At 71.1% G+C, this 25,346-nt stretch carries 26 protein-coding genes; 11 read left to right on the top strand and 15 right to left on the bottom strand.

Features of this window, described 5'->3' with window-relative positions; genetic code table 11:
• Positions 1–20: 20 nt before the first annotated feature.
• Positions 21–296 carry an Lrp/AsnC family transcriptional regulator gene (locus EV190_RS10970; protein ID WP_133741396.1) on the top strand — a complete coding sequence of 92 codons (276 nt, stop codon included), beginning with the start codon at positions 21–23 and terminating at the stop codon, positions 294–296.
• A 150-nt stretch (positions 297–446) separates the two neighbouring features.
• Here the strand turns inward: EV190_RS10970 and trpD are convergent, their stop codons facing one another.
• Positions 447–1,493: an anthranilate phosphoribosyltransferase gene (gene trpD, locus EV190_RS10965; RefSeq protein WP_133741395.1), complete on the bottom strand. Its 1,047-nt coding sequence runs from the start codon at positions 1,491–1,493 to the stop codon at positions 447–449.
• Between the two features lie 202 nt (positions 1,494–1,695).
• Entirely contained in the window at positions 1,696–2,127 is a 432-nt protein-coding gene (locus EV190_RS10960; protein ID WP_133741394.1) for a response regulator transcription factor, read from the bottom strand.
• Between the two features lie 470 nt (positions 2,128–2,597).
• On the opposite strand from EV190_RS10960, the gene ctaE reads away from it, so the two are divergent.
• Genes ctaE through qcrB form a run of 4 tightly spaced genes read left to right on the top strand, consistent with a single transcriptional unit; the run spans position 2,598 to position 6,948 of the window.
• Positions 2,598–3,248, top strand: a complete 651-nt coding sequence (gene ctaE, locus EV190_RS10955) for an aa3-type cytochrome oxidase subunit III (RefSeq protein WP_449182087.1) — start codon at positions 2,598–2,600, stop codon at positions 3,246–3,248.
• A 16-nt stretch (positions 3,249–3,264) separates the two neighbouring features.
• On the top strand, positions 3,265–4,194 hold the full coding sequence (qcrC, locus tag EV190_RS10950) for a cytochrome bc1 complex diheme cytochrome c subunit (protein WP_133741392.1): 930 nt from the start codon (positions 3,265–3,267) through the stop codon (positions 4,192–4,194).
• Positions 4,187–5,296, top strand: coding sequence for a cytochrome bc1 complex Rieske iron-sulfur subunit (qcrA, locus tag EV190_RS10945; RefSeq protein ID WP_133741391.1), 1,110 nt, complete (start codon positions 4,187–4,189; stop codon positions 5,294–5,296). Before qcrC ends, qcrA begins: the two co-directional genes overlap by 8 nt.
• Entirely contained in the window at positions 5,296–6,948 is a 1,653-nt protein-coding gene (gene qcrB, locus EV190_RS10940) for a cytochrome bc1 complex cytochrome b subunit (RefSeq protein WP_133741390.1), read from the top strand. The genes qcrA and qcrB overlap by 1 nt, the downstream gene beginning before the upstream one ends.
• A 464-nt stretch (positions 6,949–7,412) precedes the next feature.
• On the opposite strand, the gene EV190_RS10935 is transcribed toward qcrB, so the two are convergent.
• The 4 genes from EV190_RS10935 to ctaC form a co-directional block, all read right to left on the bottom strand.
• A complete protein-coding gene (locus EV190_RS10935) occupies positions 7,413–8,783 on the bottom strand; it encodes a L,D-transpeptidase (RefSeq protein WP_133741389.1) in 1,371 nt (456 codons plus the stop codon).
• Between the two features lie 214 nt (positions 8,784–8,997).
• Positions 8,998–9,423: a cytochrome c oxidase subunit 4 gene (locus EV190_RS10930; protein WP_133741388.1), complete on the bottom strand. Its 426-nt coding sequence runs from the start codon at positions 9,421–9,423 to the stop codon at positions 8,998–9,000.
• A gap of 12 nt (positions 9,424–9,435) precedes the next feature.
• Positions 9,436–11,112: an aa3-type cytochrome oxidase subunit I gene (ctaD, locus tag EV190_RS10925; RefSeq protein ID WP_133741387.1), complete on the bottom strand. Its 1,677-nt coding sequence runs from the start codon at positions 11,110–11,112 to the stop codon at positions 9,436–9,438.
• Positions 11,112–12,095, bottom strand: a complete 984-nt coding sequence (gene ctaC / locus EV190_RS10920; RefSeq protein ID WP_449182083.1) for an aa3-type cytochrome oxidase subunit II — start codon at positions 12,093–12,095, stop codon at positions 11,112–11,114. Before ctaC ends, ctaD begins: the two co-directional genes overlap by 1 nt.
• A 312-nt stretch (positions 12,096–12,407) precedes the next feature.
• Between ctaC and EV190_RS10915 the strand changes: the two genes are divergently transcribed.
• Entirely contained in the window at positions 12,408–12,644 is a 237-nt protein-coding gene (locus EV190_RS10915) for a sulfurtransferase TusA family protein (RefSeq protein WP_133741386.1), read from the top strand.
• 140 nt (positions 12,645–12,784) lie between these two features.
• Here the strand turns inward: EV190_RS10915 and rpsD are convergent, their stop codons facing one another.
• The 8 genes from rpsD to EV190_RS10875 form a co-directional block, all read right to left on the bottom strand.
• Complete coding sequence (rpsD, locus tag EV190_RS10910) at positions 12,785–13,396, bottom strand: 30S ribosomal protein S4 (protein WP_133741385.1); 612 nt, start codon at positions 13,394–13,396, stop codon at positions 12,785–12,787.
• A 326-nt stretch (positions 13,397–13,722) separates the two neighbouring features.
• Positions 13,723–14,697 (bottom strand): carbohydrate kinase family protein, encoded by a 975-nt coding sequence (locus tag EV190_RS10905; protein WP_133741384.1) that lies wholly within the window; start codon positions 14,695–14,697, stop codon positions 13,723–13,725.
• A 147-nt stretch (positions 14,698–14,844) separates the two neighbouring features.
• On the bottom strand, positions 14,845–15,195 hold the full coding sequence (gene erpA, locus EV190_RS10900) for an iron-sulfur cluster insertion protein ErpA (protein ID WP_133741383.1): 351 nt from the start codon (positions 15,193–15,195) through the stop codon (positions 14,845–14,847).
• 176 nt (positions 15,196–15,371) lie between these two features.
• The gene (locus tag EV190_RS10895) at positions 15,372–16,475 is read right to left on the bottom strand and encodes a glycerate kinase family protein (RefSeq protein ID WP_133741382.1); all 1,104 of its coding nucleotides are present in this window, start codon (positions 16,473–16,475) and stop codon (positions 15,372–15,374) included.
• Positions 16,476–16,670: 195 nt separating this feature from the next.
• Complete coding sequence (gene pspAB, locus EV190_RS10890) at positions 16,671–17,252, bottom strand: PspA-associated protein PspAB (RefSeq protein WP_133741381.1); 582 nt, start codon at positions 17,250–17,252, stop codon at positions 16,671–16,673.
• A gap of 50 nt (positions 17,253–17,302) precedes the next feature.
• Entirely contained in the window at positions 17,303–18,226 is a 924-nt protein-coding gene (htpX, locus tag EV190_RS10885; protein ID WP_133741380.1) for a zinc metalloprotease HtpX, read from the bottom strand.
• Between the two features lie 232 nt (positions 18,227–18,458).
• Complete coding sequence (gene pspAA / locus EV190_RS10880; RefSeq protein WP_133741379.1) at positions 18,459–18,743, bottom strand: PspA-associated protein PspAA; 285 nt, start codon at positions 18,741–18,743, stop codon at positions 18,459–18,461.
• The gene (locus EV190_RS10875) at positions 18,740–19,489 is read right to left on the bottom strand and encodes a PspA/IM30 family protein (RefSeq protein ID WP_133741378.1); all 750 of its coding nucleotides are present in this window, start codon (positions 19,487–19,489) and stop codon (positions 18,740–18,742) included. Before EV190_RS10875 ends, pspAA begins: the two co-directional genes overlap by 4 nt.
• A gap of 157 nt (positions 19,490–19,646) precedes the next feature.
• On the opposite strand from EV190_RS10875, the gene EV190_RS10870 reads away from it, so the two are divergent.
• On the top strand, positions 19,647–20,246 hold the full coding sequence (locus EV190_RS10870; RefSeq protein ID WP_133741377.1) for a DUF3043 domain-containing protein: 600 nt from the start codon (positions 19,647–19,649) through the stop codon (positions 20,244–20,246).
• Between the two features lie 46 nt (positions 20,247–20,292).
• Positions 20,293–21,297: an aldo/keto reductase family protein gene (locus EV190_RS10865; protein WP_133741376.1), complete on the top strand. Its 1,005-nt coding sequence runs from the start codon at positions 20,293–20,295 to the stop codon at positions 21,295–21,297.
• A gap of 91 nt (positions 21,298–21,388) precedes the next feature.
• Here the strand turns inward: EV190_RS10865 and EV190_RS10860 are convergent, their stop codons facing one another.
• Positions 21,389–21,592, bottom strand: coding sequence for a hypothetical protein (locus tag EV190_RS10860; protein ID WP_133741375.1), 204 nt, complete (start codon positions 21,590–21,592; stop codon positions 21,389–21,391).
• Between the two features lie 212 nt (positions 21,593–21,804).
• Between EV190_RS10860 and EV190_RS10855 the strand changes: the two genes are divergently transcribed.
• The 3 genes from EV190_RS10855 (at position 21,805) to EV190_RS10845 (ending at position 25,267) form a co-directional block, all read left to right on the top strand.
• On the top strand, positions 21,805–22,779 hold the full coding sequence (locus EV190_RS10855) for a bifunctional adenosylcobinamide kinase/adenosylcobinamide-phosphate guanylyltransferase (protein ID WP_394345520.1): 975 nt from the start codon (positions 21,805–21,807) through the stop codon (positions 22,777–22,779).
• 74 nt (positions 22,780–22,853) lie between these two features.
• Complete coding sequence (locus tag EV190_RS10850) at positions 22,854–23,576, top strand: adenosylcobinamide-GDP ribazoletransferase (RefSeq protein WP_133741518.1); 723 nt, start codon at positions 22,854–22,856, stop codon at positions 23,574–23,576.
• A gap of 197 nt (positions 23,577–23,773) precedes the next feature.
• Complete coding sequence (locus EV190_RS10845; protein WP_133741373.1) at positions 23,774–25,267, top strand: leucyl aminopeptidase; 1,494 nt, start codon at positions 23,774–23,776, stop codon at positions 25,265–25,267.
• The last annotated feature ends 79 nt before the right edge of the window (positions 25,268–25,346 follow it).

The following is a 25,346-nucleotide window of genomic DNA, read 5'->3' as shown; positions in this document are numbered from 1 at the left end:
GTTTCCTAGGAGGAAAAACCGTGATCACCGCGATCGTCATGATCAAGGCCGACGTCGGCCGCATCCCGGAGGTCGCCGAGGCGATCGCCGCCCTGGAGGGAGTCAGCGAGGTCTACTCCGTCACCGGCGGAATCGACCTGATCGCGCTGGTGCGCGTGCGCGAGCACCAGGACCTGGCCGAGGTGATCCCCGGCCGGGTCAACAAGGTGCCGGGCGTGGTCTCGTCGGACACCCACATCGCCTTCCACACCTACTCCCAGCACGACCTGGAGGCGGCCTTCTCACTGGGCCTCTGACGTCCTCCCCGCCCGAAGGCCGGGGCGTCCCCGGAGTCGTCAGGCGGGCGTCGGCCGGCACCGCGGCGACCGCGACGCCGGCGTTCCTCGAAACGGGCACGGTGGAACGCCGGCGTCGCGGTCGTCAACGGGACTCCCGCGAGCCTCCCGTCAGGAGCGCCCGGCGTGGGACCGGCTGGTCTCGACCCAGGCGTCCAGCTTCGCCTTGGCCGCGCCGCTGTCGACGGTCTCGGCGGCGCGCGCGTACTGGCCGCGCAGCATCTCCACGAGGGAGCCGGTGACGCCCTCCGCCGCGGCCAGCGCGCCCGCGGCGTTCAGCAGGACCGCGTCGCGCACCGGACCGGTGCGACCGTCCAGGAAGTCGCGCACGGCCTGCGCGTTGAACTCGACGTCGCCGCCGCGCAGCGCGTCGGGCGCGGACCGCCCGATGCCCAGGTCCGCGGGGTCCAACCGCTCGTGCCGGGCGGCGCCGTCCGCGACCACCCACACCGACGAGGTGGTGCTGGTGGTCAGCTCGTCCAGTCCGTCGTCGCCGCGGAACACCAGCGCGCGCACGCCCCGGTCCGCGAACACGCCCGCGATGACCTCGCACATGCGCTCGTCGAACACCCCGATGGCCGAGGCGTCCGGCTGCGCCGGGTTGGTGAGCGGCCCCAGGAAGTTGAAGACGGTGGGGACGGCGAGCTCGCGCCGGGTCCTGGACGCGTGGCGCAGCGAGGGGTGGAACAGCGGCGCGAAGCAGAAGGTGATCCCGGCCTCCTCCGCGACCGAGACGGTGGCCTCGGGGCTCAGGTCGATCACCACCCCCAGGCGCTCCAGCACGTCGGCGGTGCCGCACGACGAGGAGGCCGCCCGGTTGCCGTGCTTGACCACGCGCGCCCCCGCGGCCGCGGCGACGACGGCGGCCATCGTGGAGACGTTGACCGTGTGCGCGCGGTCGCCGCCGGTGCCCACGATGTCCAGGGTCGGTCCGGGGACCGCGATCCGGACCGCGTTGTCCATCATGCCCTGGGCCAGGCCGTCGACCTCGGCCACGGTCTCGCCCTTGGCCCGCAGCGCGACCGCGAAGCCCGCGATCTGCGCGTCGGTGGCGGAGCCGGACATGATCTCGTTCATCGCCCACTCGGTGTCCGCCGCCGGGAGGGAGGCGCCGCCCAGCAGCGCGTTGATCAGTTCGGACCAGGTTCGTTCACTCACGTGGATTCCTTGTTGTCACCGGGAAGAGGAGAACGCGGCGGCACACGGGGTACGCGCCGCTCGGACGGTCGCGCGCGACCGCCATCGAGCGATGTCCGCCCCGTGGTGCGAGGCGCCGGCGAAGGCCCGGGGAAAACGGCCGCCGCGCGGTGGCGCGGCGGTGTGAACGAGCGGCACGGTCCCGCTACCCGCTATTCCCCGGTCACCGGGTGGGGGCGAGCCGGTGCGCGCGGTCGCGCATCAGCTCGGCGAGGGCCCCGGCCAGGGCGACGGGGTCGATCGGGTGGCCGACCACCTTGTCCGCGCGCGACCAGGTGGCGAGCCAGCCGTCGTCGCGGCGGCCGATGAGCAGGAGGACGGGCGGGCACTCGAAGATCTCGTCCTTGACCTGGCGGCACAGGCCCATTCCCCCGGCGGGCCTGGCCTCCCCGTCGAAGACGGCCACGTCGATGTCGGCGTCCGCCATGCGCCGGAGCGCGGCGGGGGCCGTCGCGCACTCCACGAACTCGACCTTGGGCACGTCGGCCGCGGGGCGGCGGCCGACCGCGAGGCGTACCTGCTCGCGGACCGACGCGTCGTCGCTGTAGACGAGGACGCGCATCAAAGCCGACTTGTCGGTCCCGGTGTTCGCCATGGTTACCGTCCTTAGAGCGTGTCTGGACAACGCCTCCGGTCCGGCGGGCGGGCCCCGGGTGGGAGGCCGCCGGCCGACGGAGGTCGTCCTGCTGGCTGTTCGAGCGACATCGGCGCCGCGAGCGCCCCTGCCGCGCGCTGCTCCGCAAGCTCCGCAGCCTCGCACGGCGGGGGCCCTGCCCTCGAGGAGGGGCGGGCCCGGAACGGTTTCCCGGAAACGCCCCCCGCACTGGCCGGGTGCTCATGGGGAGCCTATTCCTTATAGGGGACTCACGCACGACCAGGGCGTCGGAGCCGCTCCGACCTGAGGGGACGGGTGGTCCGGACGTTAGGGTCGGGCCGAAACCGCGAAGGTCCCGAACCACCCCCGTGATCACGGAATCGTCACGGTAAATACGGCGAGATCAGCGCACTTGCCCACTTTCGGCCCTTGCGGTCGGCCGCGTTACGGGGGGTCGTGCAGCGCCCCTCGTGAGATACCGCAATAATGCTGGCGTGGCGACAGTAACCGCGAACCAAGAAACAGGACCGACACCAGCGCATGGTGCGGCTAAGCGACCTGACCTGGTGAGTGTTGGCACCATCGTGTGGCTTGCCAACGAACTCATGTTCTTTGCGGCGCTGTTCGCGATGTACTTCACCATCCGATCGGTGACCAAGGGAAACCCCGACCTGGGACAGTGGCCGGACGCGCACCTGAACGTCGCGCTGTCCACGACCATCACCATCATCCTGGTGGCCTCCAGCTTCACCGCGCAGGCCGGCGTCTGGGCCGCGGAGCGCGGTGATGTCAAGAAGCTCCGTAAGTGGTTCTACATCTCGTTCGCCATGGGCGCGGTCTTCATCGTGGGCCAGGCGTACGAGTACTACGAGCTGGTCGTGCACGAGGGGCTGACTCTCCAGTCCAGCGCCTACGGCTCGATGTTCTTCCTCACCACGGGTTTCCACGGTCTCCACGTCATCGGTGGTCTGATCGCGTTCCTCTTCATGCTGGGACGCACGTACGCCGCGAAGCGCTTCACCCACCAGCAGGCGACCAGTGCGATCGTCGTGTCCTACTACTGGCACTTCGTCGACGTGGTCTGGATCGCTTTGTTCGCAACCATCTACCTACTTCAGTAACCCGAACGGGGAAACCGTGAAATGGATTACCGCGCGGCGACGGCATCCCCTCGCGGGGTATGCCGTCGTCATCATCGCGCTGGCACTCCTCGGCGTGGGATACGCCTTCGTGGCTCCCACCGCCGACCAGGCCAGGGCCGACACCCTGGCCGCCGACGCTGAGGCGACCGAGGTCGACATCGCCAACGGCAAGCAGATCTTCACCCAGAGCTGCATGAGCTGCCACGGCGAGGACGGCACCGGCCGCACCCAGGAGGAGACGGGCAACGCCTCCGCCTGGGGCCCCGACCTGACCGGCGTGGGCGCCGCGGCCGTGGACTTCCAGGTGAGCACCGGCCGCATGCCGTCCATGAACCCGAACGCCCAGATGCCCCGCAGGACCCCGGTGTACTCCGACCAGGAGATCGCCGACCTCGCGGCCTACGTCGACGCGGAGTTCGGCGGCGGCCCGGGCATCCCGGAGCAGGCCCCCGGCGACGCGCCCGAGCGCGCGGACTACGCGTCCGAGGCCGAGTACGAGGAGGCCCTGGAGACCTACGAGGCGGCCTACGAGTCGTACATCGCCGGCGGCGACACCGAGGCCGGCATGAAGCTGTACATGACCAACTGCGCGCACTGCCACAGCTGGTCCGGCGCGGGCGGCGCGCTGACGGACGGCCGCTGGGCCCCCGCCCTCACCGACGCGACTCCCCGGGACATCTACGAGGCCATGCTCACCGGCCCCGGCGCGATGCCCGTGTTCAACGACGACGTCCTCACCGAGGGGAACAAGCAGTCGCTGATCAAGTTCGTCGAGGAGCTGGACGCCGAGCCGAACGCCGGAGGCCCCTTCGCCCTCGACCGTGTCGGTCAGGTCGCCGAGGGTTTCATCGGCTGGACCGTCGGCATCAGCCTGATCGTGGCGTGCGCGATCTGGATCACCGCGAAGCAGCGAGCTCATGACTGATAACACCAACCACCACGACGCCGCGAGCGGCGCCGACGAGCCCCGGGAACGGGTCATCGGCACCCCGTCGGCCGCCGACGGCGCCGCCACCGCCACGGGCGACCCGCACCGCAGGCACGAGGGCCCGTACCCGGCCGAGGAGACGCACACCCGCTCCGAGGAGACGCAGCGCAAGGGCGAGCGGATCGCCGCGCTGTGGTTCCTGATCGCGTTCCTCGCGGGAGTCGGCTTCTTCGTCAGCTACTTCTCGTTCCCGCCCAACGCGGACGGCGACCCCAGTGTCGCGGACCCGGGGATCGCCCAGCTCGCGAACGTGCTGCTCGGCGGCACGCTCACGCTGTCGCTCTTCGCCATCGGCGCGGGCATGACCGTGTGGGCGCGCCAGGTCCTGCCGCACTACGAGGTCTCCTCGCCGTACGACGAGCTGCCCTCCTCCAAGGAGGAGAAGGGCTCGTTCAGCGAGTTCTTCATGCGCGGCGCGAACGAGAGCGGCTTCACCAAGCGCCCGCTGATGCGGCGCACCCTCCTCCTGGCCATGGCCCCGCTGGGCCTGGCCCCCATCGTGCTGCTGCGTGACACCGGGCCGCTGCCCAAGGACACGCTCAAGAGCACCACGTGGGAGGACGGCCTGCACATGGTCGTCGAGGGCACCGACCGGCGGATCACGGCCGCGGACCTCGACGAGGTCGGCAGCATGGTCACCGCGCTGCCCGAGTCGCACGACCCCGAGCACGGCCTCAGCATGAACGAGCAGGCCAAGACGGTTATCCTGTTGATCAAGATGGATCCGCAGGACTTCGGACCGGACATGACCCAGCAGCAGCTCGACTGGACGCACGACGGGATCGTCGCCTACTCCAAGATCTGCACCCACGTAGGCTGCCCCGCCGCCCTGTACGAGCGCACCACGCACAGGATCCTGTGCCCGTGCCACCAGTCGACCTTCGACGCCGCCAACGGCGCCGAGGTCGTCTTCGGACCGGCGCACCGGCCCCTGCCGCAGCTGCCCGTGAGGGTCGACGACGAGGGCTACCTCGTCGCAGCCGGAGACTTCTCCGCGCCGGTCGGCCCGACCTTCTGGGACGCTGGAGTGGAGGACTGATGAGCGACAACCAGGCACCACCCGCGCCGAAGGCGCTGCGCGGCGTCGGCAACTTCATCGACGACCGCTTCCACCTGGCCAAGACGGGCGAGAAGAACCTGCGCAAGGTCTTCCCGAACCACTGGTCGTTCATGCTGGGCGAGATCGCGCTGTACTCGTTCATCATCCTGCTGCTGACCGGCGTGTTCCTCACGCTCTGGTTCAACCCGAGCATGGCGCACACCGTCTACGACGGCTCGTACGAGCGCCTGCGCGGCGTGGGCATGAGCGAGGCGTACGCCTCGACCCTGCACATCACCTTCGACGTGCGCGGCGGTCTGCTGATCCGCCAGATCCACCACTGGGCCGCGCTGATCTTCGTGGCGTCGCTGGTGATCCACATGCTGCGGGTGTTCTTCACCGGCGCGTTCCGCAAGCCGCGCGAGATCAACTGGCTGATCGGCGTCGCCATCTTCACCCTGGCGATCGTCGAGGGCCTGTTCGGCTACTCCCTGCCCGACGACCTGCCGTCCGGCATGGGCGTGCGCATCTTCCAGGGCGTGCTGCTGTCCATCCCGCTCATCGGGACGTACCTGTCGTTCTTCATGTTCGGCGGCGAGTTCCCGGGCGAGATGATCATCCCGCGGCTGTACATGCTGCACATCCTGCTGATCCCGGGCATCCTGCTGGCGCTGATCGCGGCGCACTTCATGATCCTGTGGCACCAGAAGCACACCCAGTACCCGGGGAAGGGCCGGACCGAGAAGAAGGTCGTCGGCACGCCGATGTTCCCGGCCTTCGCCATCAAGGCGGGCGGCTTCTTCTTCTTCACCTTCGCCGTCATCACCGGCCTGGCCGGGTTCGTGCAGATCAACCCGATCCACCTGTTCGGCCCCTTCACCCCGACGTCCATCACCTCGGGCCTCCAGCCCGACTGGTACATGGGCTTCCTCGAGGGGTCGCTCCGGATGTTCCCGAACTGGTTCGACTTCGACATCGGCGGGTACGCGATCATCACCGGCGTGCTGGTGCCGGGCCTGGGCTTCATGGGCCTGCTGTTCGGCGGGCTGGCCGCGTGGCCGTTCGTCGAGGCGTGGATCACCGGGGACCGCCGGGTGCACAACGTGGCCGACCGGCCGCGCAACGCCCCGGTCCGCACCGCCTTCGGCGTCGCGGGCATCACCTTCTACGGGGTCTGCTGGCTGGCGGGGTCGAACGACATCCTGTCGCACGTCTTCCAGATCAACCTGTACGCGACCACGTGGTTCTTCCGGATCTTCCTGATCCTGGGGCCGATTCTGGCGTTCATCATCGCCAAGCGGATCTGCCTGGGCCTGCAGCGGCGCGACCGCGAGACCCTGGAGCACGGCTACGAGAGCGGCACCATCACGCAGCTCCCGGGCGGCGAGTTCGTCGAGGTCCACAAGAAGTCCTCGGGGGAGACCGTGCACGTGCTCGAGAGCGCCAAGGGCAAGGACTACACCCCCGAGCCCACCGTGGACGCCAACGGCGTGGAGTCCCCCGCCTCGCGCAAGCCCATGGGCAGGCTCCGCTCCCGGCTCGCGCACTGGTACACCAAGGACAACGTGTCCTTCGACGGCGTCGAGCCGCACACCGGCCACCACCTCCACCACGGCACCCACGCCGAGAAGGAGAAGGTCGGACAGCACTAGCGCCCCGGAGCGCGAGGAGCGCTCCGGACCCGCGCCGCCCGAGGGGGCGGCGGCCCCGCGGGGCCGCCGCCCCCTCGTCGTTGTCGCGGCCGGGTGCGGCCGCCGCCGCACCCGGTTCCCGGGCCCGAGGCTCCCTATGCTCGTTCGTCAGGGTTCCGTTGACAGTCGTGGGCTTTCTGCCCGTTCCGGGGCCCGGAAGGGCGGAAAGCCCATGATCATTCCGGGTGAAGGCGGGACCGGCCCTCGAAGCCGCACGGGATGCCATCTCCCGGGAGGCCGAGGAGGGCGAACACCTCGACGCTTGACCGGCTGGCGAAGGACCGGCGACAGGACCTGCGGACCCACGGGGCGTGGGCGCGCCACCGACTCGGGATCACCGGCGCCCTCTGACGGCCCCGCCCCTGCCGCGGGCATGCGGAAGGGCCCCGGAGCGGCGCTCCGGGGCCCTTGGGGGGGTACTGCGACTAGTTGGCGGCCGCCTCTTCCTCGGGGGACTCCTCGGCCGCCTCAGCGCCCGCGAGCGGGGAGCCGGGGGAACCCGCCTCGTCGGTCTTGTCCGCCTCGCCGACCGTGCTGTTGGCGAGCCACTCGTCCCAGGAGCGCTGCCAGAAGCCCCAGCCGTTGTCGACCTCGAGCTCGCGGTCGGTGCCGGTGATGGTCACCGGGTCGCCCATGTAGGAGTTCTCGTAGAACCACTGGGCGTCCGCGGTGCTCATGTTGGTGCAGCCGTGGCTGCGGTTGGCCACGCCCAGGTCGCCGTTCCAGGGGGCCGCGTGGGTGAACTCGCCGCTGTTGGAGACGCGGACGGCGTAGTTCACGTCCAGGTAGTAGTAGCCCGGGCTGCCCTTGGGGATGCCGACCGTGGCCGAGTCCATGATCAGGTGCTGGTACTTCTCCATCGTCAGGTGGACGCCCGAGGTGGTGGTGAAGGCCCGCGTGCTGCCGTCGCCGTTGCTGATGGGGAAGTCCTGGATCTGCTCGCCGTCGCGGGTGACCACCATGCGGTGCGTGTCGTTGTCGATCTCGGTGGTCTGCGAGCGCCCGACCTCGAAGTTCAGCTGGTGGTTCTTGACGCCGTAGACGCCCTCGGACGCCTGGACGCCCGCCAGGTGCATGTTGACCGTCACCTTCTGGTTGGGCTCCCAGTACTCCTCGGTGCGGAACACCGCCATCTGGTCGCCGAACCAGTTCCACGCGCCCTGGGTCGGCTCCTCGGAGACGACCTCCATCGCCGCCTCGACCGCGGCCTTGTTCTCCACCGGCAGGTCGAAGTTGATGATGATCGGCATGCCGATGCCGACCGTGTCCCCGCTGACCGGGAAGTTCGACTGGATCTCCAGCCGCTGGCCGGGAACCGCCGCCAGCGTGCTGAACTCACTCGTGACCTCGGTGGACTCACCGGCCTCGTTCGTCCCGGTGGCCACGACGGTGACCTTGCTGCCCGGGGTCAGGGTCCAGTCGCTGGTCCACTCGGTCTTGTCCTCGTTGAGGGTTCCGGTGACGGTCCCGAACTCCTCCTCGACGTCCTCTCCGGCCTCGGGCGACTCCTGGGCGACGGCCTCCTCGGCCTGCTGCTCCTCGCCGCCGGTCTGGGTGACCGTGACCTCGTCGATGGTGCCGCCGGTCGCGCTCACCGTGACGGGGCTGTCGGGACTGATGTCGGCCCCGCCGTCGGCCGGGGTGATCACGAGGTCCACGGCCGCAGCCTGCTCCTCGCCGCCCCCGGCAGCTTCCCCTTCCCCACCGGAGCCGGAGCACGCCGCGGTGAAGAGGAGGCCCGCTGCCGCCAATCCGACCCCAAGACGACGAATCGTCGGGAATGCACTGCCCTTCACGCGTGCGACCTCCAACATCAAATTCGGCTAGTAAACGGGTGTCGTCCTGATAGGACGCGCAGCAGGGCGAAAAGGTTCAGAAAAAAAGTGAAAAACGGCCGGAAAGTGGGTACCCCGCCGGTTCGGCGCGTACCGGGCCCCTTGCGTAGAAGAATACCGATGGGGTGGCGCCTCCCAAGGGAGGCGCCACCCCATCGGAGTGTGCGGCCGGGTCCTAGTGCTGGAACTCGCCGCGGTAGTACTCGAACACCCAGCCGATCGCGGTCAGGATGATCGCGAAGGCGCCGACGAAGACCATCCACCAGCCGATGGCGACGCCCACGGCGGTGAAGGCCACCGACATGGCCACGAACAGCGGCCACCAGCTGTGCGGGCTGAAGAAGCCGTACTCGCCGGCGTTCTCGTCGACGTTGCCGTCGAGCCGCTCCTCCGCGGGGAGGCCGTGGTGGCGCTCACTGCGCCGGGCCGCCTGCCAGAGCCAGAAGCCGACCATCCAGCCGAAGCCGATCGCGACGGTCAGTGCGACCGTCCCGGTCCACTCGATCTGGCCCTCGACCAGCCACGCCCAGTAGACGTAGAGAGCGGCGACCAGTCCGAAGAAGGTCGAAACTCCCATAAACAGGTATGCCTGCGTCTTCATGGTGATCCAGCCCTACTTCGTGCTTGCCGGGACTGCGCCGGGGGCGGCGGCGTACGGGTGGTGCAGGTCGAACGCCGGGCGCTCGGAGCGGATGCGCGGCAGCGAGACGAAGTTGTGCCGCGGCGGCGGGCAGGACGTCGCCCACTCCAGCGAGCAGCCGTAGCCCCACGGGTCGTCCACCTCGACCTTCCTGCCCTTCTTCGCGGTGACCCAGATGTTCCAGAGGAAGATCAGGGTCGAGGCGCCCAGGACGAACGAGGCGTAGGACGAGATCTGGTTCAGCGCGGTGAAGCCGTCGCTGGGCAGGTAGTCGGCGTAGCGGCGCGGCATGCCCTCGGCGCCCAGCCAGTGCTGGACCAGGAAGGTGCCGTGGAAGCCGAAGAACAGCAGCCAGAAGTGCCACTTGGCGAGCGTCTCGTCGAGCATCTTCCCGGTGAACTTGGGCCACCAGAAGTAGAAGCCCGCGAACATCGCGAACACCACCGTGCCGAACACCACGTAGTGGAAGTGGGCGACCACGAAGTAGGTGTCGGTGACGTGGAAGTCGATCGGCGGGGACGCCAGCAGCACGCCGGTCAGGCCGCCGAACAGGAACGTCACCAGGAACCCGATGACGAACAGCATCGGCGACTCGAAGCTGATCTGCCCGCGCCACATGGTGCCGATCCAGTTGAAGAACTTCACCCCGGTGGGCACCGCGATCAGGAACGACATGAACGAGAAGAACGGCAGCAGCACCGCGCCGGTGGGGAACATGTGGTGCGCCCACACCGTCACGGACAGGCCGGTGATGGCGATGGTCGCGCCCACCAGGCTCTTGTAGCCGAAGATCGGCTTGCGGCTGAACACCGGCAGGATCTCCGTCGCGATGCCGAAGAACGGCAGCGCGATGATGTAGACCTCCGGGTGGCCGAAGAACCAGAACAGGTGCTGCCACAGGATGGCGCCACCGTGCTCGGGGTTGTAGACCTGGGTGCCGACGATGCGGTCGGCGCCCAGCGCGATCAGCGCCGCGGTCAGCACCGGGAACGCGATCAGCACGAGCACGCTGGTCAGCACGGTGTTCCAGGAGAAGATCGACATCCGGAACATGGTCATGCCGGGCGCGCGCATGCACAGCGCGGTGGTGATGAAGTTGACCGCGCCCAGGATGGTGCCCAGACCGCTGACGGCCAGGCCCATGATCCACAGGTCGCCGCCGATGCCGGGGGAGCGGACCGCGTCGGACAGCGGGGTGTAGGCGAACCAGCCGAAGCTCGCCGCGCCGCCGGGGGTGATGAACCCGCTGATGGCGATGAGGCTGCCGAACAGGAACAGGTAGTACCCGAACAGGTTGATGCGCGGGAACGCCACGTCGGGGGCGCCGATGTGCAGCGGCAGGATGATGTTGGCGAACCCGACGAACAGCGGGGTCGCGAACATCAGCAGCATGATCGTGCCGTGCATCGTGAACAGCTGGTTGTACGTCTCGTTGGTCATCAGCTGCATGCCGGGGAACAGCAGCTCGGCCCGGATCAGCATCGCCAGGATGCCGCCGAGGATGAAGAACGCGAACGAGGTGATCAGGTACATGTACCCGATGACCTTGTGGTCGGTCGACGTCATCCAGTTGACGATGATCGACCCCTTGCGGCCCGGGGTCCTCGTCGTCGGGCCCGGGGAGGCCGTCGAAGTAGCCGTCGTGCTCATTACTGGCCCTCCTCCTCAGTGGCCTCGGGCCGGGACTCCGGCTCGGAGCCCTCCTCCGCGCCGGCCTCGGGCTCGGAGCCGGTCCCGGAGTCCTGCGCGGTGTCCAGCCCGGGGTCGGGGGCCGGGGTCCCCTCCTCGAGGTCCGGAACGGTGGGGAGCTCCGGCGGGTTGGCCTTCTGCTCGTCGATCCACTGCTGGTACTCCTCGGGGCTGACCACCCGGAGGGTGAACAGCATCCGGGAGTGGTCGACACCGCACAGCTCGGCGCAGCGGCCCGCGTAGTCGGTGCCGCCGGGCTCGGTGCCCTCGGTGCCCGGCTTGATCTTGACCTGGAACTCGTTGGGGTGGCCCGGGATGACGTCCATCTTGAACGCGAACGCCGGGATCCAGAACGAGTGGATGACGTCGGGGGACTCCAGGTCGAAGTGCACGACGCTGTCGCTCGGCAGCACGAGCACGGGCAGCTCGTCGCGGCTCGTCGAGGGGACGCCGGCGACGGAGACGGGGTTGCCGTTGACGTCGATCTCGTCCTCGTAGGTGAACTGCCAGCTCCACTGGAACCCGTTCACGTCGACGTGGACGTCGGCGGGCTCGTCGGTCTCCATCAGGTACGCCTGGTCGCGCGCGGTGAAGTAGAACAACACCGAGATCACGATGATCGGCAGGACCGTGTAGAGCGCCTCGATCGGCATGTTGTAGCGGACCTGGGGCGGCAGCTGGTCGGAGCGCTTGCGGTAGGCGACGATCGCCCAGATGATCAGTCCCCAGGTGAGAATGCCGACCGCGAACGCCGCCACCCACGAGCCCTGCCAGAGCGTGAGAACACGCTCGGCCTGCTCGGTGATCGGCTCCGGCAGCCCCAAACGAGTGAACTCGTTTGACGCGCAGCCGGTCGCGGCTACAGCCAGCGCGGCGAGCGCGGCGCCACGTGGTGCCCATCGGCGCAGCGCGTGGCGCCGATTCCTATGGCGGGTCGGACTCACGGATTGCCTTCCCAGCGGTGAGTGCCCGCGTCAGGCGCGGGCGGTCGTATGTCCAAAGCTTGTCAAACGGAAACATTATCGCGGACGGCCCGGCTCCCCGGCCCCTGGGGATCACTGGTCAGCGTGTTGTGCAACGCCCGTTGCGGGCGTCCGGACCGGACCGTAACCCCGAGCGGGGCCGCGGCCGGCCAGGCCTGGCGGCTTCCAGAAGCGAGAGTATCGCTGCGTTCACAACATCCTTAACCGGGTGCCTTTTAGGCGCGGGCCTGGGTAAAGATTGGGATACGACCAGCACGAACAAGGAGTCCCGCGGTGCCCGAGCAGCCGCTGCTGATCATCGACGCGATCGGCCGCAAGTGTCCCATTCCGATCATCCTGCTCGCCGGGCGACTGCGCGATGTGCCGATCGGCTCGGTGATCGCGGTGACCGCCGACGATCCCGCCGCGCAGGCCGACATCCCCGCGTGGTGCCGCATGAAGCGGCACACCTTCGTCACCGAGGTCCCCCTCCGGCGAGGCAGCGCCTTCCACATCCGGCGCATGTACTAAACCCCGCCGATCGTGGCTTTTCCGGGGTCTCAGACGTGGTCGAGACCCCGGAAAAGCCACGATCGGCGGGGTTGCCCGAACGCGGACGAGGGCCGCACGCCCCCCTGAAGGGTCGTGCGGCCCTCGTCACCACCCCTGGGCTAGCGGGCGTAGTACTCGACGACGAGCTGCTCGTCGAAGGGGACCGGCACCTGCTCGCGCTTGGGGCGGTCGACCACCGCGATGCGCAGGTCCTTGTGGCTGACGGCGAGGTAGCCGGCGATCTTGTCGTCGGCGTGCACGCCCTCGGCGGCCTCGACGAACGGGACCATCTGACGCGACTTCTCGCGCACACCGATGATCTGGCCCGGCTTGACCTGGTACGACGGGATGTCGACCTTCTTGCCGTCCACGGTGACGTGACCGTGGTTGATGAACTGGCGGGCGGCGTAGATCGACGCGGCGAAACCGGCGCGCAGGACCACCGTCACGAGACGGAGCTCCAGCTCGGCGATCATCTCCTCGCCGGTACGGCCGGAGCGCTTCTTCGCGTTCTCGTAGATGCGGGAGAGCTGCTTCTCCGAGAGGTCGTAGTACCAGCGAAGCTTCTGCTTCTCGGCCTGGCGGACGGCGTAGTCGCTGGTGGAGCGACGGACGCGGCGGCCGTGCTCACCCGGGGGGTAAGGCCGCTTCTCGAAGTAGCTGACCGCCTTACGGGTCAGCGGGGTACCGGCGCGCCGGGACAACCGCACCTTCGGTCCGGTGTAGCGCATTCAAGTCCTCCGTTTTCGGTCTCTTGCAAAACGGGAATCCCAGGTAAGGCTTGCCTAAGTCTAGGAGGCGTCACAGGACGGCCCGGACCGTCCGGTGACGGACGGCTCCGTTCCCTCGCCGCCGCGGCGACCCCGCCGCGGCAGCGGTGGCAGACGATTCCGGCACGCGTTTCAGCGCGCGGAGCAGTCGATCGTGCGGGCCGCGAACCGAACGGTCGGCGTTGAAGTGCCCGGGCACGAGGGTCGGACATCTACTCTACGCGTCCGTCGGCCCTGCCCGGACCAGGACCCGGCCGCGCCGCCCGGCCCGGAGCGCCGGAGCGGCCTCAGGAGACCTTCGCCTCGACCTCGGCCGCGGCGTCGTCGCCGTAGGAGCGCGCCACCCGCCGGACGAGGCTGTCCATGGTCAGCCGGTACTCCTGCGGACCGTCCACCTCGAGGCTGTGCACGGCCACGGCGTTGCCCACCTGGGCGCAGCGCTCCAGGTCCAGGCCCCAGGCCACGGCCGCCAGGAAGCCGGCGCGGAAGGCGTCGCCCACACCGGTGGGGTCGACCCGCTCCCCGGCGTACGCGGCCTCCACGTGCAGGGAGGGCTCACCGGCCCGGTCGACGCGCACGCCCTTGGCGCCCAGGGTGGTCACCCGGGTGCCCACCCTTTCGAGGACCTCGTCCTCGCTCCAACCGGTCTTCTGCTCGGCCAGCGCCTTCTCGTACTCGTTGGTGAACAGGTACCGCGCGCCCTCTACGAGGGCGCGGACCTCGGGGCCCTCCATCCGGGCCAGCTGCTGGGAGGGATCCGCGGCGAACGCCAGTCCGCGCACCCGGCACTCCTCGCTGTGCCGGACCATCGCCTCGGGGTCGTTGGCGCCGACCAGCACCAGGTCCAGGCCGCCCACCCGCTGCGACAGCGGCCACAGCTCGATGTTGCGGGCCTCGGACATCGCCCCGGCGTAGAAGGAGGCGATCTGGTTGTGGTCCTGGTCGGTGGTGCACACGAACCGCGCGGTGTGCTTGATCTCGGAGATGTGCACGCCGGAGACGTCCACACCGTGCCGCTCCAGCCAGGAGGAGTACTCGACGAAGTCCCCGCCCGCCGCGCCGACCAGGACGGGGTTCAGGCCCAGGCAGCCCAGGGCGAAGCTGATGTTCGCCGCGACACCGCCACGACGCACCTCCAGCTCGTCGACCAGGAAGGACAGGGAGACCTGCGCCAGCTGGTCGGCGATGAGCTGGTCCGCGAACCTGCCCTCGAAGGTCATCAGGTGGTCGGTGGCGATTGATCCGGTAACCGCGATGCGCACTGCGAGGGCTCCTCATGGACGGGAGTCGGACACGACTGGTCAACTCTACCCATCGGTAGCGGAGGGGCCGCGAGGAGCGGAGCCCCCGCACGCGGGAAGGCCCACGCGGACTCCGCGCGGGCCTTCCCCGGTCTGCCGGACGCGGTCCTAGTTGAAGGAGTCGCCGCAGGCGCAGGAACCGGTCGCGTTCGGGTTGTCGATCGTGAACCCCTGCTTCTCGATGGTGTCGACGAAGTCGATGGTGGCGCCCATGAGGTACGGCGCGCTCATCCGGTCGGTGACGACCCCCACACCGCCGAAGTCGGCCACGACGTCTCCGTCGAGCTCGCGCTCGTCGAAGAAGAGCTGGTAGCGCAGACCCGAGCAACCACCGGGCTGGACGGCGACCCGAAGCCGCAGGTCCGTGCGGCCCTCCTGGTCCAGGAGCGCCTTGACCTTCCCGGCCGCCTCGTCCGTCAGGTTGATCCCCTGCGTGGTGGCCTCAGTCTGAACCGTCATCTGCGAACTCCTCCAAAATGGGGCGGCCGCCGCCACGGCGACCCGTTACTCCTCTGACGTGCCAACGCCGAGGCTCGTTCGGGCATTCCACCCGGCGTTCAAAACCCGAGGGTGCTCACCCCCCAGGTTAGGTCGTTCCGGCGGCGGCCGCCATCCGGGGCCGGATCGCAGCGCGGTCAGCGCTTCCAGCGGCGGGCGACTTTCCCGGCGAGGACGCGCAGCTCCTCGGCGGAGCGTTCCAGCGCGGCCTCGACCGACCCCGCCGACTCGACCAGGGAGTGGGTCTCGGTGACCCCCGCCGCCGCGGCCTCGGCCCGGCCCACCGCGACCCGGCCGGCCAGGACCAGGCAAGGGACGCCGTGCTCGGCCGCGGTCCTGGCCACACCGTGCGGGAGCTTGCCGCGCAGGGACTGGAAGTCGAAGGACCCCTCCCCCGTGACGACGACGTCGGCCGAGGCGGTGAGCCCGGCGAGGCCGACCGCGTCCAGGACCCGGGAGACCCCTGACTCCACGGTGCCGCCCAGCAGCAGCAGGCCGTACCCGAGTCCTCCGGCGGCGCCCGCCCCCGGCTCGCCGCGCAGCCGTCCCGAGGGGTCGGTGGCCTCGGCGAACGCGGTCAGCGCGGCGTCCAGGCGCTGCACCTGGTCGGCGTCGGCGCCCTTCTGGGGGCCGAAGACGGCACTGGCCCCGTGGATTCCGAGCAGCGGGTTGTCCACGTCGGTGGCCGCGACCAGCCTCACACCGGCGGTGCGGGCGCGGGCCGCCTCCAGGTCGACCGGGCCCCCGATCCCGGCCAGCGCCGCGCCGCCCCTCCGCAGCGGGGAGGCGGGTTCGGCTCCCAGCGCCGCGAGCATCCCGGCGCCGCCGTCGTTGGTCCCGCTGCCGCCCATGCCGACCACCACGGTGCGGGCGCCCCGGTCGACGGCGTGCGCCACCAGTTCGCCGACCCCGTGGGTGGTGGAGCGGCCGGGGTCGCGCCGATCCCCGGGGACCAGGTGCAGACCGCACGCCAGCGCGCTCTCCACGTAGGCGGTGTCCCCGACCACGAGGTACCGGGCCGGCACGGGGTCGCCGAGGGGGCCGCTCACGCGGGCGTCCACGAGCCTGCCGCCGAGCGCGGCGTGCAGGACCTCGACGAAGCCGGGTCCCCCGTCGGAGAGCGGCACGAGCTCGCACTCGGCCTCGGGGTCGACCGCGCGCCAGCCGTCGGCCACGGCCCTGGCGGCCTCGACGGCGGTGAGGGTGCCTGCGAACTTGTCAGGAGCAATAACGATACGCACGCCCCCCAGTCTGCCCAGTACACGGCGGATGGGCCAGGTCTCCGGCGAAATTTCGGAAAGCGCTATCCAACCGTGTCGTCCCCGGCCGCCGGAGAGCCCCGGGCCCGAAGGGCGTCCGGCGGCCCGCCCCGGGGACCGCGGCAACGGGGCGGCGCGCCTCGTCAGGGCCCCCGTTCCCTCCCGCTCCCCCGAAGCTCAGTGGAGCCCCGGAGCGCCGTAGACCGGGAACCAGCGGCCGCGGTCCTTCTCCATCGCGAGTTCCCCGCTGATCGCGGCCTCGATCTGGAGCTCCAGGGCGCTGTCGCGCCCGTTCGCCCCCCGGGGGGCGAACGGGTAGAAGGTCCCCCGCTTGTACAGGTAGACCAGCGCGACCCGGCGCCCCGCGGTGTCGGCGAAGGCCACCAGCGAGCACAGCAGCGACGGCCCGAACCCGGCGCCCTCCAGAGTGGAGTTGACCGCGTGCAGGTCGGCGACCAGGCCCGTGACGTCGCCAGGGGTCTCCGGGGCGGCGCGCAGCACCAGCCAGGTGTAGCCGTACTCGTCCCGCACCGGCTCGGCCTCGGGCCCCTCCCCGGCGCCGAGCAGGTCGGTGACCTCGCGCTGGAGGGTGGCGAACGCCTGCCCCTCGGCGGCGCGGAACGCCACCGAGCCGGTCCCGGTGGGGGTGAACCCCGCCACCGACTCCAGCGCCACGGCCGCGGACGGCAGCCCGAACAGCCGGTCCAGATCGGGTTCGACGGGCTTGGAGCGGCCCAGCAGCGCGCGTAGAAAACCCATGTTCCGGTCCCCTTTCCCCGGTTCCCGCCCCGACTCCGCGCGGAGCGTCCTCAGCCTCCTCCGCCGAGCCGACGCGAGATGTCGGCGAGCTGGGCGAGGCGCTGCTCGATCGGGGGGTGGGTGGCGAGGAGCGAGCCGATTCCGAAACCCTTCCCGGAGAGCGCCGGGGTGAAGAAGAACGCGTTGAAGGGCTCGACCCGGCGCAGGTCGTCAGTGGGGATCCTCGCCATGTCCCCCGTGATCTTGGTGAGCGCTCCGCCCAGCGCCGACGGGCGCCCGGTCAGGTACGCCGCGGCGCGGTCCGCCGACAGCTCCCGGTAGCGGGAGAGCATGCGGGTCAGCACGAAACCGGCCGCCCACACGACCGCGCTCACCAGGACCACCAGCAGCGCGACCGCCGCGGGGGCCGGGCCGCTGTCGTTGCCGCCGCGCCGCCCCGGGGCGAACACGGCGAAGCGCAGCCCCGCCTGGGTGAGGAAGCCCGCGACGACGCCGAGGAACCCGGCGATGGTCATCACCACCACGTCGCGGTGCGCCACGTGCGAGAGCTCGTGCGCCAGGACCGCCTCCAGCTCGACCGGGTCCAGGCGGCGCATCAGGCCGGTGGTGGCGCACACGACCGCGTCCTTCTCGCTGCGCCCGGTGGCGAAGGCGTTAGGGACGTCGGTCCGGGCGACGGCGACCCTCGGCTTGGGCATGTCGGCCATGGCGCACAGCCGGTCCACGACCGCGTGCAGCCGCGGCTCCTGCTGCGGGGTGACCTCGTGCGCGCCCATCGAGAACATGGCGGCCCGGCCCGAGGTGAAGTACTGGAGGAGCGCGAATCCCCCCACGACGAGGGCGACCAGCCACCACGGCATGCCTACCAGGACCAGCGCGACGACGAAGGCCGCGTACACGGCACCCAGCAGGGCCATCGTCAGGATCATCCGGGTGGTGAGCCCCCGATCGGGGACGAACCTGCTGCCTGCCACGGCGTACCGCCTCCCGCCGGTTGCGCTGCGACCACCCGCCGACGCGGTCGGGGCGGGCGGGACCGCTACCGGGTCCGCGACCGGTTAAACGAACGCGGGGAGCGGTCCGTTCCCCGGAAAGCGCACGGCCGCCGCGACGCGGTGTCGCGGCGGCCGCACCCGGACCGGGATGCCCTGGGACGCCTTCCGGACTCCTCCGGACAGGCGCCCGGGGGCAGCCGAGGAGCGCGCCCTAGATCGCCTCGGGGATCAGCCCCTCGTCGCCGAGCATGGCGCGGACCTCCTCCATGCTGGCGTCCGCCGGGGGGAGGATGTACTGCGAAGGCTCCAGGGAGTCGTCGGGCAGCGGCTTGCCGTCCTCGCGGACGCGGGCCAGCAGGTCGTGCAGCGCCGCGCGGAAGACCTCCTCCTCGCCCGACTCGATGGCCTCCTCCAACTTGCGGTCGAAGGAGTTCAGCACGTCCAGGTCGGCCTCGCTCAGGTCGAGCTGGCCCTCCCCCATGATGCGGACGATCATGCCCCGCCCCCCTCGATCTGCCGGGTCGACGAGCCGCCGCCGTCACCGCCGCCGAGCTCGCGCCTCATCCGCTCGAGCTCGAGTTCGACGTTGTCGGTGCTGGCCATGCGGTCGAGCTCGGCCTGGATGTCGTCCCGGGGCGCGCCCGAGACGTCGTCGAGGGCGCCGGAGGCCAGCAGCTCGTCGACGGCGCCCGCGCGGGCCTGCATCTCGGCGGTCTTGTCCTCGGCCCGCTGGATCGCCAGGCCGACGTCGCCCATCTCCTCGGAGATGCCGGAGAACGCCTCGCTGATCTGGGTCTGGGCCTGGGCGGCGGTGTAGGTGGCCTTGATCGTCTCCTTGCGGGTGCGGAAGGAGTCGACCTTGGCCTGCAGGCGCTGCGCGGCGAGGGTGAGCTTCTGCTCCTCGCCCTGCAGCTGCTCGTGCTGCTGGCGCAGCCCGTCGATCTGGGTCTGCAGTCCCGACTTGCGCTGGAGGGCTTCGCGGGCGAGGTCCTCGCGGCCCTGCGAGAGCGCGGCCTTGCCCTGGTTGGTCAGCTTGTTGGCCTGCTGGTCCAGCTGCTGGATCTGCAGCTCCACACGCTTGCGGGAGGTGGCCACGTCGGCCACTCCGCGCCGGACCTTCTGGAGCAGCTCCAACTGCTTCTGGTACGAGTAGTCGAGAGTCTCACGCGGGTCCTCGACGGAGTCCAAGGCTCTGTTGGCCTTGGACTTGAAGATCATGGAAAGTCGCTGAAACACGCTCATCGGCGTGGCCGTCCTCTTCTCGGTCCGTATCGGCTGTTCCCAGCGGGCGCTTCTCCCAACCCTACGCGCTCTTGCAAGAGGCCGCCATGAAGCTCGGAGCGGTTACCCTGATGAGGTGTTCCGTCGTCGCTCCGCCCCAGCATCCCAAGAGCAGGTTATGAGCAGCTCCGCCAGTTCCGAGGCCGACCAGGCGCCCCGCGCCAAGAACGTCTCAGAGAAGAAGCAGGCTCCCACGCCCAAGCGCAGCGAGTCCGCCAACAATCTCCGCAGGCCGCTGGCCGCGCCCCAGACCCGCAAAGAAGCCTATAAGCAGTACCGGGAGCGGGAGCGCCGCCGAGTGCAGCGCCAGCGCGCCGGGCTGTCCAAGAACCCCGAGGACCGCTACGTCCGTCCCCAGGACCTCGGCGCCGCGCGGGCTCTCGCCCGGGACTACGTCGACTCGCGCCGCTCCATCAGCGAGTTCTTCCTGTACTTCTCCCTGGTCATCATCCTGCTCCTGTTCCTGCCGGTCCCCGAGCTTCAGCTGGGCGCCACCTACGTGGTGTGGCCCGCGATGATCGCGACCATGGTCGTCGAGGGCTTCTTCACCTCGCGCCGGATCAAGAAGCTGATCGCCGAGCGCTACCCCAAGGAGACCGAGAACGTGCGCGGCGCGGGCATGTACGGCGTGATGCGCCAGCTGCAGATCCGCAAGCTGCGCCTGCCCAAGCCCCGGGTGAACGTGGGCGAGGAGTTCCTCTCCAAGCACCGCCGCTGAGACCGGTTACGGGCGCGAACCCTCCGTACTGACTAGTCTGCCCGGTATGGAATTCCGTCATCTTGGCAACAGCGGCCTCGTCGTCAGCGAGATCTCCTACGGGAACTGGATCACGCACGGCTCCCAGGTCGAGGAGGACGCGGCCGTCTCGTGCGTGCGCGCCGCGCTGGACGAGGGCGTCACCACGTTCGACACCGCGGACGTGTACGCCCAGGGCCGCGCCGAAGAGGTCCTGGGGCGCGCCCTCAAGGGCGAGCGACGGGACGGCCTGGAGATCTTCTCCAAGCTCTTCTGGCCCATGGGGACGGGCCGGAACGACCGCGGCCTGTCCCGCAAGCACATCGTGCGCGGCGTCGAGGCCTCCCTGCGCCGTCTCGGCACCGACTACCTGGACCTCTACCAGGCGCACCGGTTCGACTACGCGACCCCGCTCGAGGAGACGCTGCGGGCCTTCGACGACCTGGTCCGCCAGGGCAAGGTCCTGTACATCGGCGTCTCGGAGTGGCGCGCCGAGGAGATCGAGCGCGCCCTGCGGATCGCCGACGAGATGGGCCTGGACCGGATCGTGTCGAACCAGCCGCAGTACAACATGCTGTGGCGGGTGATCGAGTCCGAGGTCGTCCCGGTGTGCGAGCGCGAGGGCGTCGGGCAGGTCGTCTGGTCGCCGATCGCCCAGGGCCTGCTGACCGGCAAGTACAAGCCGGGACAGGAGCCCCCGGCGGGTTCGCGGGCCACCGACGAGAAGTCCGGCGCGAACTTCATGAAGCGCTTCCTGGACGACCAGGAGCTGCTGGAGCGCGTGCAGGGCCTGCTCCCGCTGGCCGCCGAGGCCGGGCTGACCCCGGCCCAGCTCGCGGTGGCGTGGGTGCTGCAGAACCCGAACGTGTCCTCGGCGATCATCGGCGCCACGCGCCCCGAGCAGGTGCGCGACAACGTGAAGGCCTCCGGTGTGAAGCTGGACGCCGGACTGCTGCGCCGCGTCGACGACCTGCTGGGCGCCTCCGTCCGACGCGACCCGTCCCTGACCCGGAGCCCCGAGGAGCGCCCCTGACGTCCGCTTGACGGCACTCTCCCGCTGATCGCGGCCTTCTCGGGGTCTCAACCGCTTTCGCGACCCCGAGAAGGCCACGATCAGCGGGAGGTCAGACCTCTTCGTTCAGGGCCATCGTGTAGACCGGGGCGTCCTCCTCCAGCAGCGTCACCCGCTCGGTTCCGGCGGCGCGCAGTTCCCGCCAGCTCTCGCCCAGCCAGCTCTCGGCGTCGCCCCGCGAGGAGAACGGCTCCTCGGGGGCCCCGCCCTCCAGCACCGTGCCATCGGCCGTCTCGTACCGCCAGTTCCACGCCACGGCAACCTCTCCTCCGCACCGGACCGCCCGGATCACGAGGGAGCCTATCCGCCGGCGCCCTCCCGAAAACGGCCGCGACTCCACCGATGCGGTTAACTGTCGATGTGCGTATCCGTCTCGCGGGAACGGCGGGGCCCGCCGGGTGGCCCGCCCCCAACTGCCGCTGCGCCTCCTGCAACCGGGCGTCGCACCACCGCCGCCTCCCCGTGCGGGTGACCGTGGACGGCGCCTTCAGCCTCTCCTCCTCCGACTCCCCCCTCCCCCGCCGCCTCCCCGCGGGGTACTCGGTGGCCCGCACCGCGTACGGCGTCCGGGTGGACGGCCCCGACGGGGGGCGTCTGCTGTACGCGCGCCCCGGCGCCCCCTGCGCGCCGCCCGAGGACGCCGGCCCCGACGACCCCTCCCCCGCCCACCAGGTCGACCTGGTGGTGGTGGACGCGGTGGAGTCGCCCGAGACGATCGGCGCGCTGCGGCGGGCCGGGGTCGTGGGGTTCACCACCGCCGTGGTGGCCGTGGGCGGCGACCACCGGGTGCACTCCCCCGCCGAGTTCGCCCGCCGCGCCCGGATGTGGGGGGCCCTCGCGCCGTCGGACGGCCAGGACCTGACCTGCCCTCCCTCGACCTGGCCGCCGCCACGCGTGCGCGGCCCGTACCGGGTGCTGATCACCGGTGGCGCCCGTTCGGGCAAGTCCGCCGAGGCCGAGCGGCGGCTGCTGGGCGAGCCCGACGTGCTCTACCTGGCCGCGGGGCCGGCCCCCGACGAGGCCGCCGACCCGGCCTGGGCCCGTCGGGTCGCCGCGCACCGGGAGCGCCGCCCGCCGTGGTGGCGCACCGCCGAGACCCTCGACGCCGTCGGGGTCCTGAAGGAGGCCCGCGGCGCGGTGCTGTTCGACTGCCTGGGCACCTGGCTGGCCGGGACCATGGCCGAGTGCGGGATGTGGGACGAGGACGCGCCCGCCTCCGCGGCGGACGCGCTGGCCGCGCGCGTGGACGAGCTGGTCGCGGTGTGGCGGGAGTGCGGGGCCCACGTGGTGGCCGTGACCAACGAGGTGGGCTCGGGCGTGGTTCCCGCGACGGTGAGCGGCGGCCTGTTCCGCGACTGGCTGGGGCGGGTCAACCAGCTGCTGTCGGCCGAGTCCGAGGAGGTCCTGCTGGCCACCGCCGGACGCGTCGTGCGGCTTCCGTGACCTCCTCGGACGGCTCCTCGGGGGCGGGAGCGGGGGCGGCAGGGGTTCTGCGCGACTGCGCCGCCGGGCTCCGCATGGCGCTGGGGACGCTGACGGCCGTCCCGGTGCGGGTGGACCGGGTGGACAGGACCACCGCCGCCTGGGCGATGGCGCTGGCCCCGGTCGTCGCGGTGCTCTTGGCGGGGCTCGGTTCGCTGGTGCTGGCCGGGGCGCTCCTGGCCGGGCTGGAGCCGCTGCTGGCGGCGGCCCTCGCGGTCGGGGCGCTGGCCCTGCTCACCCGGGGGCTGCACCTGGACGGGCTGGCCGACGTCGCCGACGGCCTGGGCAGCGGGCGCCCCGCCGAAGGGGCTCTGGAGGTCATGAAGCGCTCGGACATCGGCCCGTTCGGCGTCGTCGCCCTGGTGTTCGCGGTCCTGGTCCAGGTCCTGGCCCTGGGCGCGCTGGCCGAGCGCGGTCCGGTGGCGGGCGCGCTGGGCCTGGCCGCGGCGCTGCTGTCGGGGCGGCTGGCCATCACCTGGGCGTGCACCCCCTGGGTCCGCGCGGCGCGGCCCGAAGGACTGGGCGCGTTCGTGGCGCGGAGCGTGCCCTACGGGGCCGCCGCCGCGGCCACCTGCGCCGCGCTGTCGATCGGGCTGCTGGGCGCGGCGTGGGCGGTCGCGGTCGCGGTGGGCCTGGCCGCGGCGGCCGTCCTGCTGCTGCACGTCCGCCGCCGCCTGGGCGGCGTCACCGGCGACGTGCTGGGCGCGCTGGCCGAGACCGCCGCGGCCGCGGCCCTGGTCGCCGCGGCGGCTCTGTAGCCAGCGTCACATTTCTTCACACCGACTCACTCGCGCTCCCAGGCCGGGCGGGCGCCAAAGCCCATGGGAGAGGCGACGGGACGGACGGGGCCGCGGCCGCGCGCGGCCGGACGCTCCCGCCCGTTCCCGAGCGGATCTGCGCGCGCCCCCGGGAGCCGCGTGCCCGGCCGCACGTCGCAAGGGCTAGCATCGAGGTCGTGAGCACGTCGCTGGCAGTCATTACGGAGTCCCCAAGTTCGCTCGACGTCGACGCGGTAGTCGTCGGCTACCACTCCGGAGCCGATGGCCCGGAGCCCGCGTCGGGCGCTCACGACATCGATTCCGCCTTCACAGGCGGACTCGGCCGGGCGCTGGCCCTGCTGGGTGCGACCGGGGCCGCCGAGGAGGTGCGCACCGTCCCCGCCCTGGGCGCCGTCACGGCACCGGTGGTGGTCGCGGTCGGGCTCGGCCCGGCCCCCGAGGACGGCGCCGACACCGCCCCGGACACCGTGTCCCGCGCCGCCGGCGCCGCGCTGCGCGCCCTGGGCGGCAAGTCCCGGATCGCGCTCGCGCTGCCCGCGCGGACCGGCGAGCAGGCGGCCGCCGCGGCGCTGGGCGCGCTGCTGGGCGGGTACGCCTTCGACCGCTACCGCACCGGTGAGACCGACGCCCCCGCCGAATCCCTGCTCGTGGTCAGCGCCGCCGACGACGCGGCCGCGGCCGTCGAGCGCGCCGAGGTCCTGGCGTCCTCGGTGAACCTGGCCCGGGACCTCGTGAACACCGCGCCCGCCGACCTGCACCCCGAGGACCTCGCCGGAGTCGCCGAGCAGGTCGCCCGGGAGAGCGGCCTGGACGTGGAGACCCTGGACGAGCAGGCCCTCGCCGAAGGCGGCTACGGCGGCATCGTCGGCGTCGGCCAGGGGTCCGCGAACCCGCCGCGCCTGGTGCGCCTGGCCTACCGCCACCCCGAGGCGGCCAGGACGATCGCCTTCGTCGGCAAGGGCATCACCTTCGACTCGGGCGGCCTGTCCCTGAAGCCCGCCGGGTCGATGGAGTGGATGAAGTCCGACATGGGCGGCGCCGCCGCGGTCCTGGCCGCGATGCGCGCCATCGCCGCGATCGGACCGGTCGTGAACGTGGTCGGGTACCTCGCGATCGCCGAGAACATGCCCAGCGGCACCGCGCAGCGCCCCTCGGACGTGCTGACCGTCTACGGCGGCAAGACCGTCGAGGTGCTCAACACCGACGCCGAGGGCCGCCTGGTCATGGCCGACGCTCTCGTGCGGGCGCACGAGGACGCGCCGGACCTGATCGTGGACGTGGCGACGCTGACCGGCGCGCAGCTGGTCGCGCTGGGCACCCGCGTCTTCGCGGTGATGGCCAACGACGACGCGGTGCGCGAGCAGGTCGTCGCCGCCGCGGAGGCCGCGGGCGAGAACGCCTGGCCCATGCCGCTGCCCGAAGACCTGCGGAAGGGCCTGGACTCGGCGGTGGCCGACATCGCCAACGTCGCCGGGGAGCGCTGGGGCGGCATGCTCAGCGCCGGGATCTTCCTGAAGGAGTTCGTCTCCGAAGGCGTCAGGTGGGCCCACCTGGACATCGCCGGTCCGGCCTTCAACCAGGCCGGCCCGTACGGGTACACCCCCAAGGGAGGGACCGGCGCCGCGACACGTACCCTCGTACGTCTGGCCGAGTCCTTCGCCGGCAACTGAATAGCCCCAGGGCCGGGCGCATGAGCCGCGCCCGGCCTCAGCAGCGGTGTGGGTGAACCCGCACACCGAGAAAACAAAC

The sequence above is a fragment of the Actinorugispora endophytica genome (genome assembly GCF_004363075.1).
Lineage (GTDB): Bacteria > Actinomycetota > Actinomycetes > Streptosporangiales > Streptosporangiaceae > Actinorugispora > Actinorugispora endophytica.
The sequence above is the reverse complement of the archived record's forward strand: the minus strand, read 5'-3'. Positions and strand labels throughout refer to the sequence as shown.

Excerpts from the sequence above, each read along its gene's own strand:
- EV190_RS10850 (WP_133741518.1), top strand. The coding sequence starts at position 22,854 with ATGGCGCTGGGGACGCTGACGGCCGTCCCGGTGCGGGTGGACCGGGTG.
- erpA (WP_133741383.1), bottom strand. The coding sequence starts at position 15,195 with ATGACGGTTCAGACTGAGGCCACCACGCAGGGGATCAACCTGACGGAC.
- EV190_RS10960 (WP_133741394.1), bottom strand. The coding sequence starts at position 2,127 with ATGGCGAACACCGGGACCGACAAGTCGGCTTTGATGCGCGTCCTCGTC.
- EV190_RS10865 (WP_133741376.1), top strand. The coding sequence starts at position 20,293 with ATGGAATTCCGTCATCTTGGCAACAGCGGCCTCGTCGTCAGCGAGATC.
- EV190_RS10870 (WP_133741377.1), top strand. The coding sequence starts at position 19,647 with ATGAGCAGCTCCGCCAGTTCCGAGGCCGACCAGGCGCCCCGCGCCAAG.
- EV190_RS10930 (WP_133741388.1), bottom strand. The coding sequence starts at position 9,423 with ATGAAGACGCAGGCATACCTGTTTATGGGAGTTTCGACCTTCTTCGGA.
- pspAB (WP_133741381.1), bottom strand. The coding sequence starts at position 17,252 with ATGGGTTTTCTACGCGCGCTGCTGGGCCGCTCCAAGCCCGTCGAACCC.
- ctaD (WP_133741387.1), bottom strand. The coding sequence starts at position 11,112 with ATGAGCACGACGGCTACTTCGACGGCCTCCCCGGGCCCGACGACGAGG.
- EV190_RS10875 (WP_133741378.1), bottom strand. The coding sequence starts at position 19,489 with ATGAGCGTGTTTCAGCGACTTTCCATGATCTTCAAGTCCAAGGCCAAC.
- qcrB (WP_133741390.1), top strand. The coding sequence starts at position 5,296 with ATGAGCGACAACCAGGCACCACCCGCGCCGAAGGCGCTGCGCGGCGTC.
- rpsD (WP_133741385.1), bottom strand. The coding sequence starts at position 13,396 with ATGCGCTACACCGGACCGAAGGTGCGGTTGTCCCGGCGCGCCGGTACC.
- pspAA (WP_133741379.1), bottom strand. The coding sequence starts at position 18,743 with ATGATCGTCCGCATCATGGGGGAGGGCCAGCTCGACCTGAGCGAGGCC.
- qcrA (WP_133741391.1), top strand. The coding sequence starts at position 4,187 with ATGACTGATAACACCAACCACCACGACGCCGCGAGCGGCGCCGACGAG.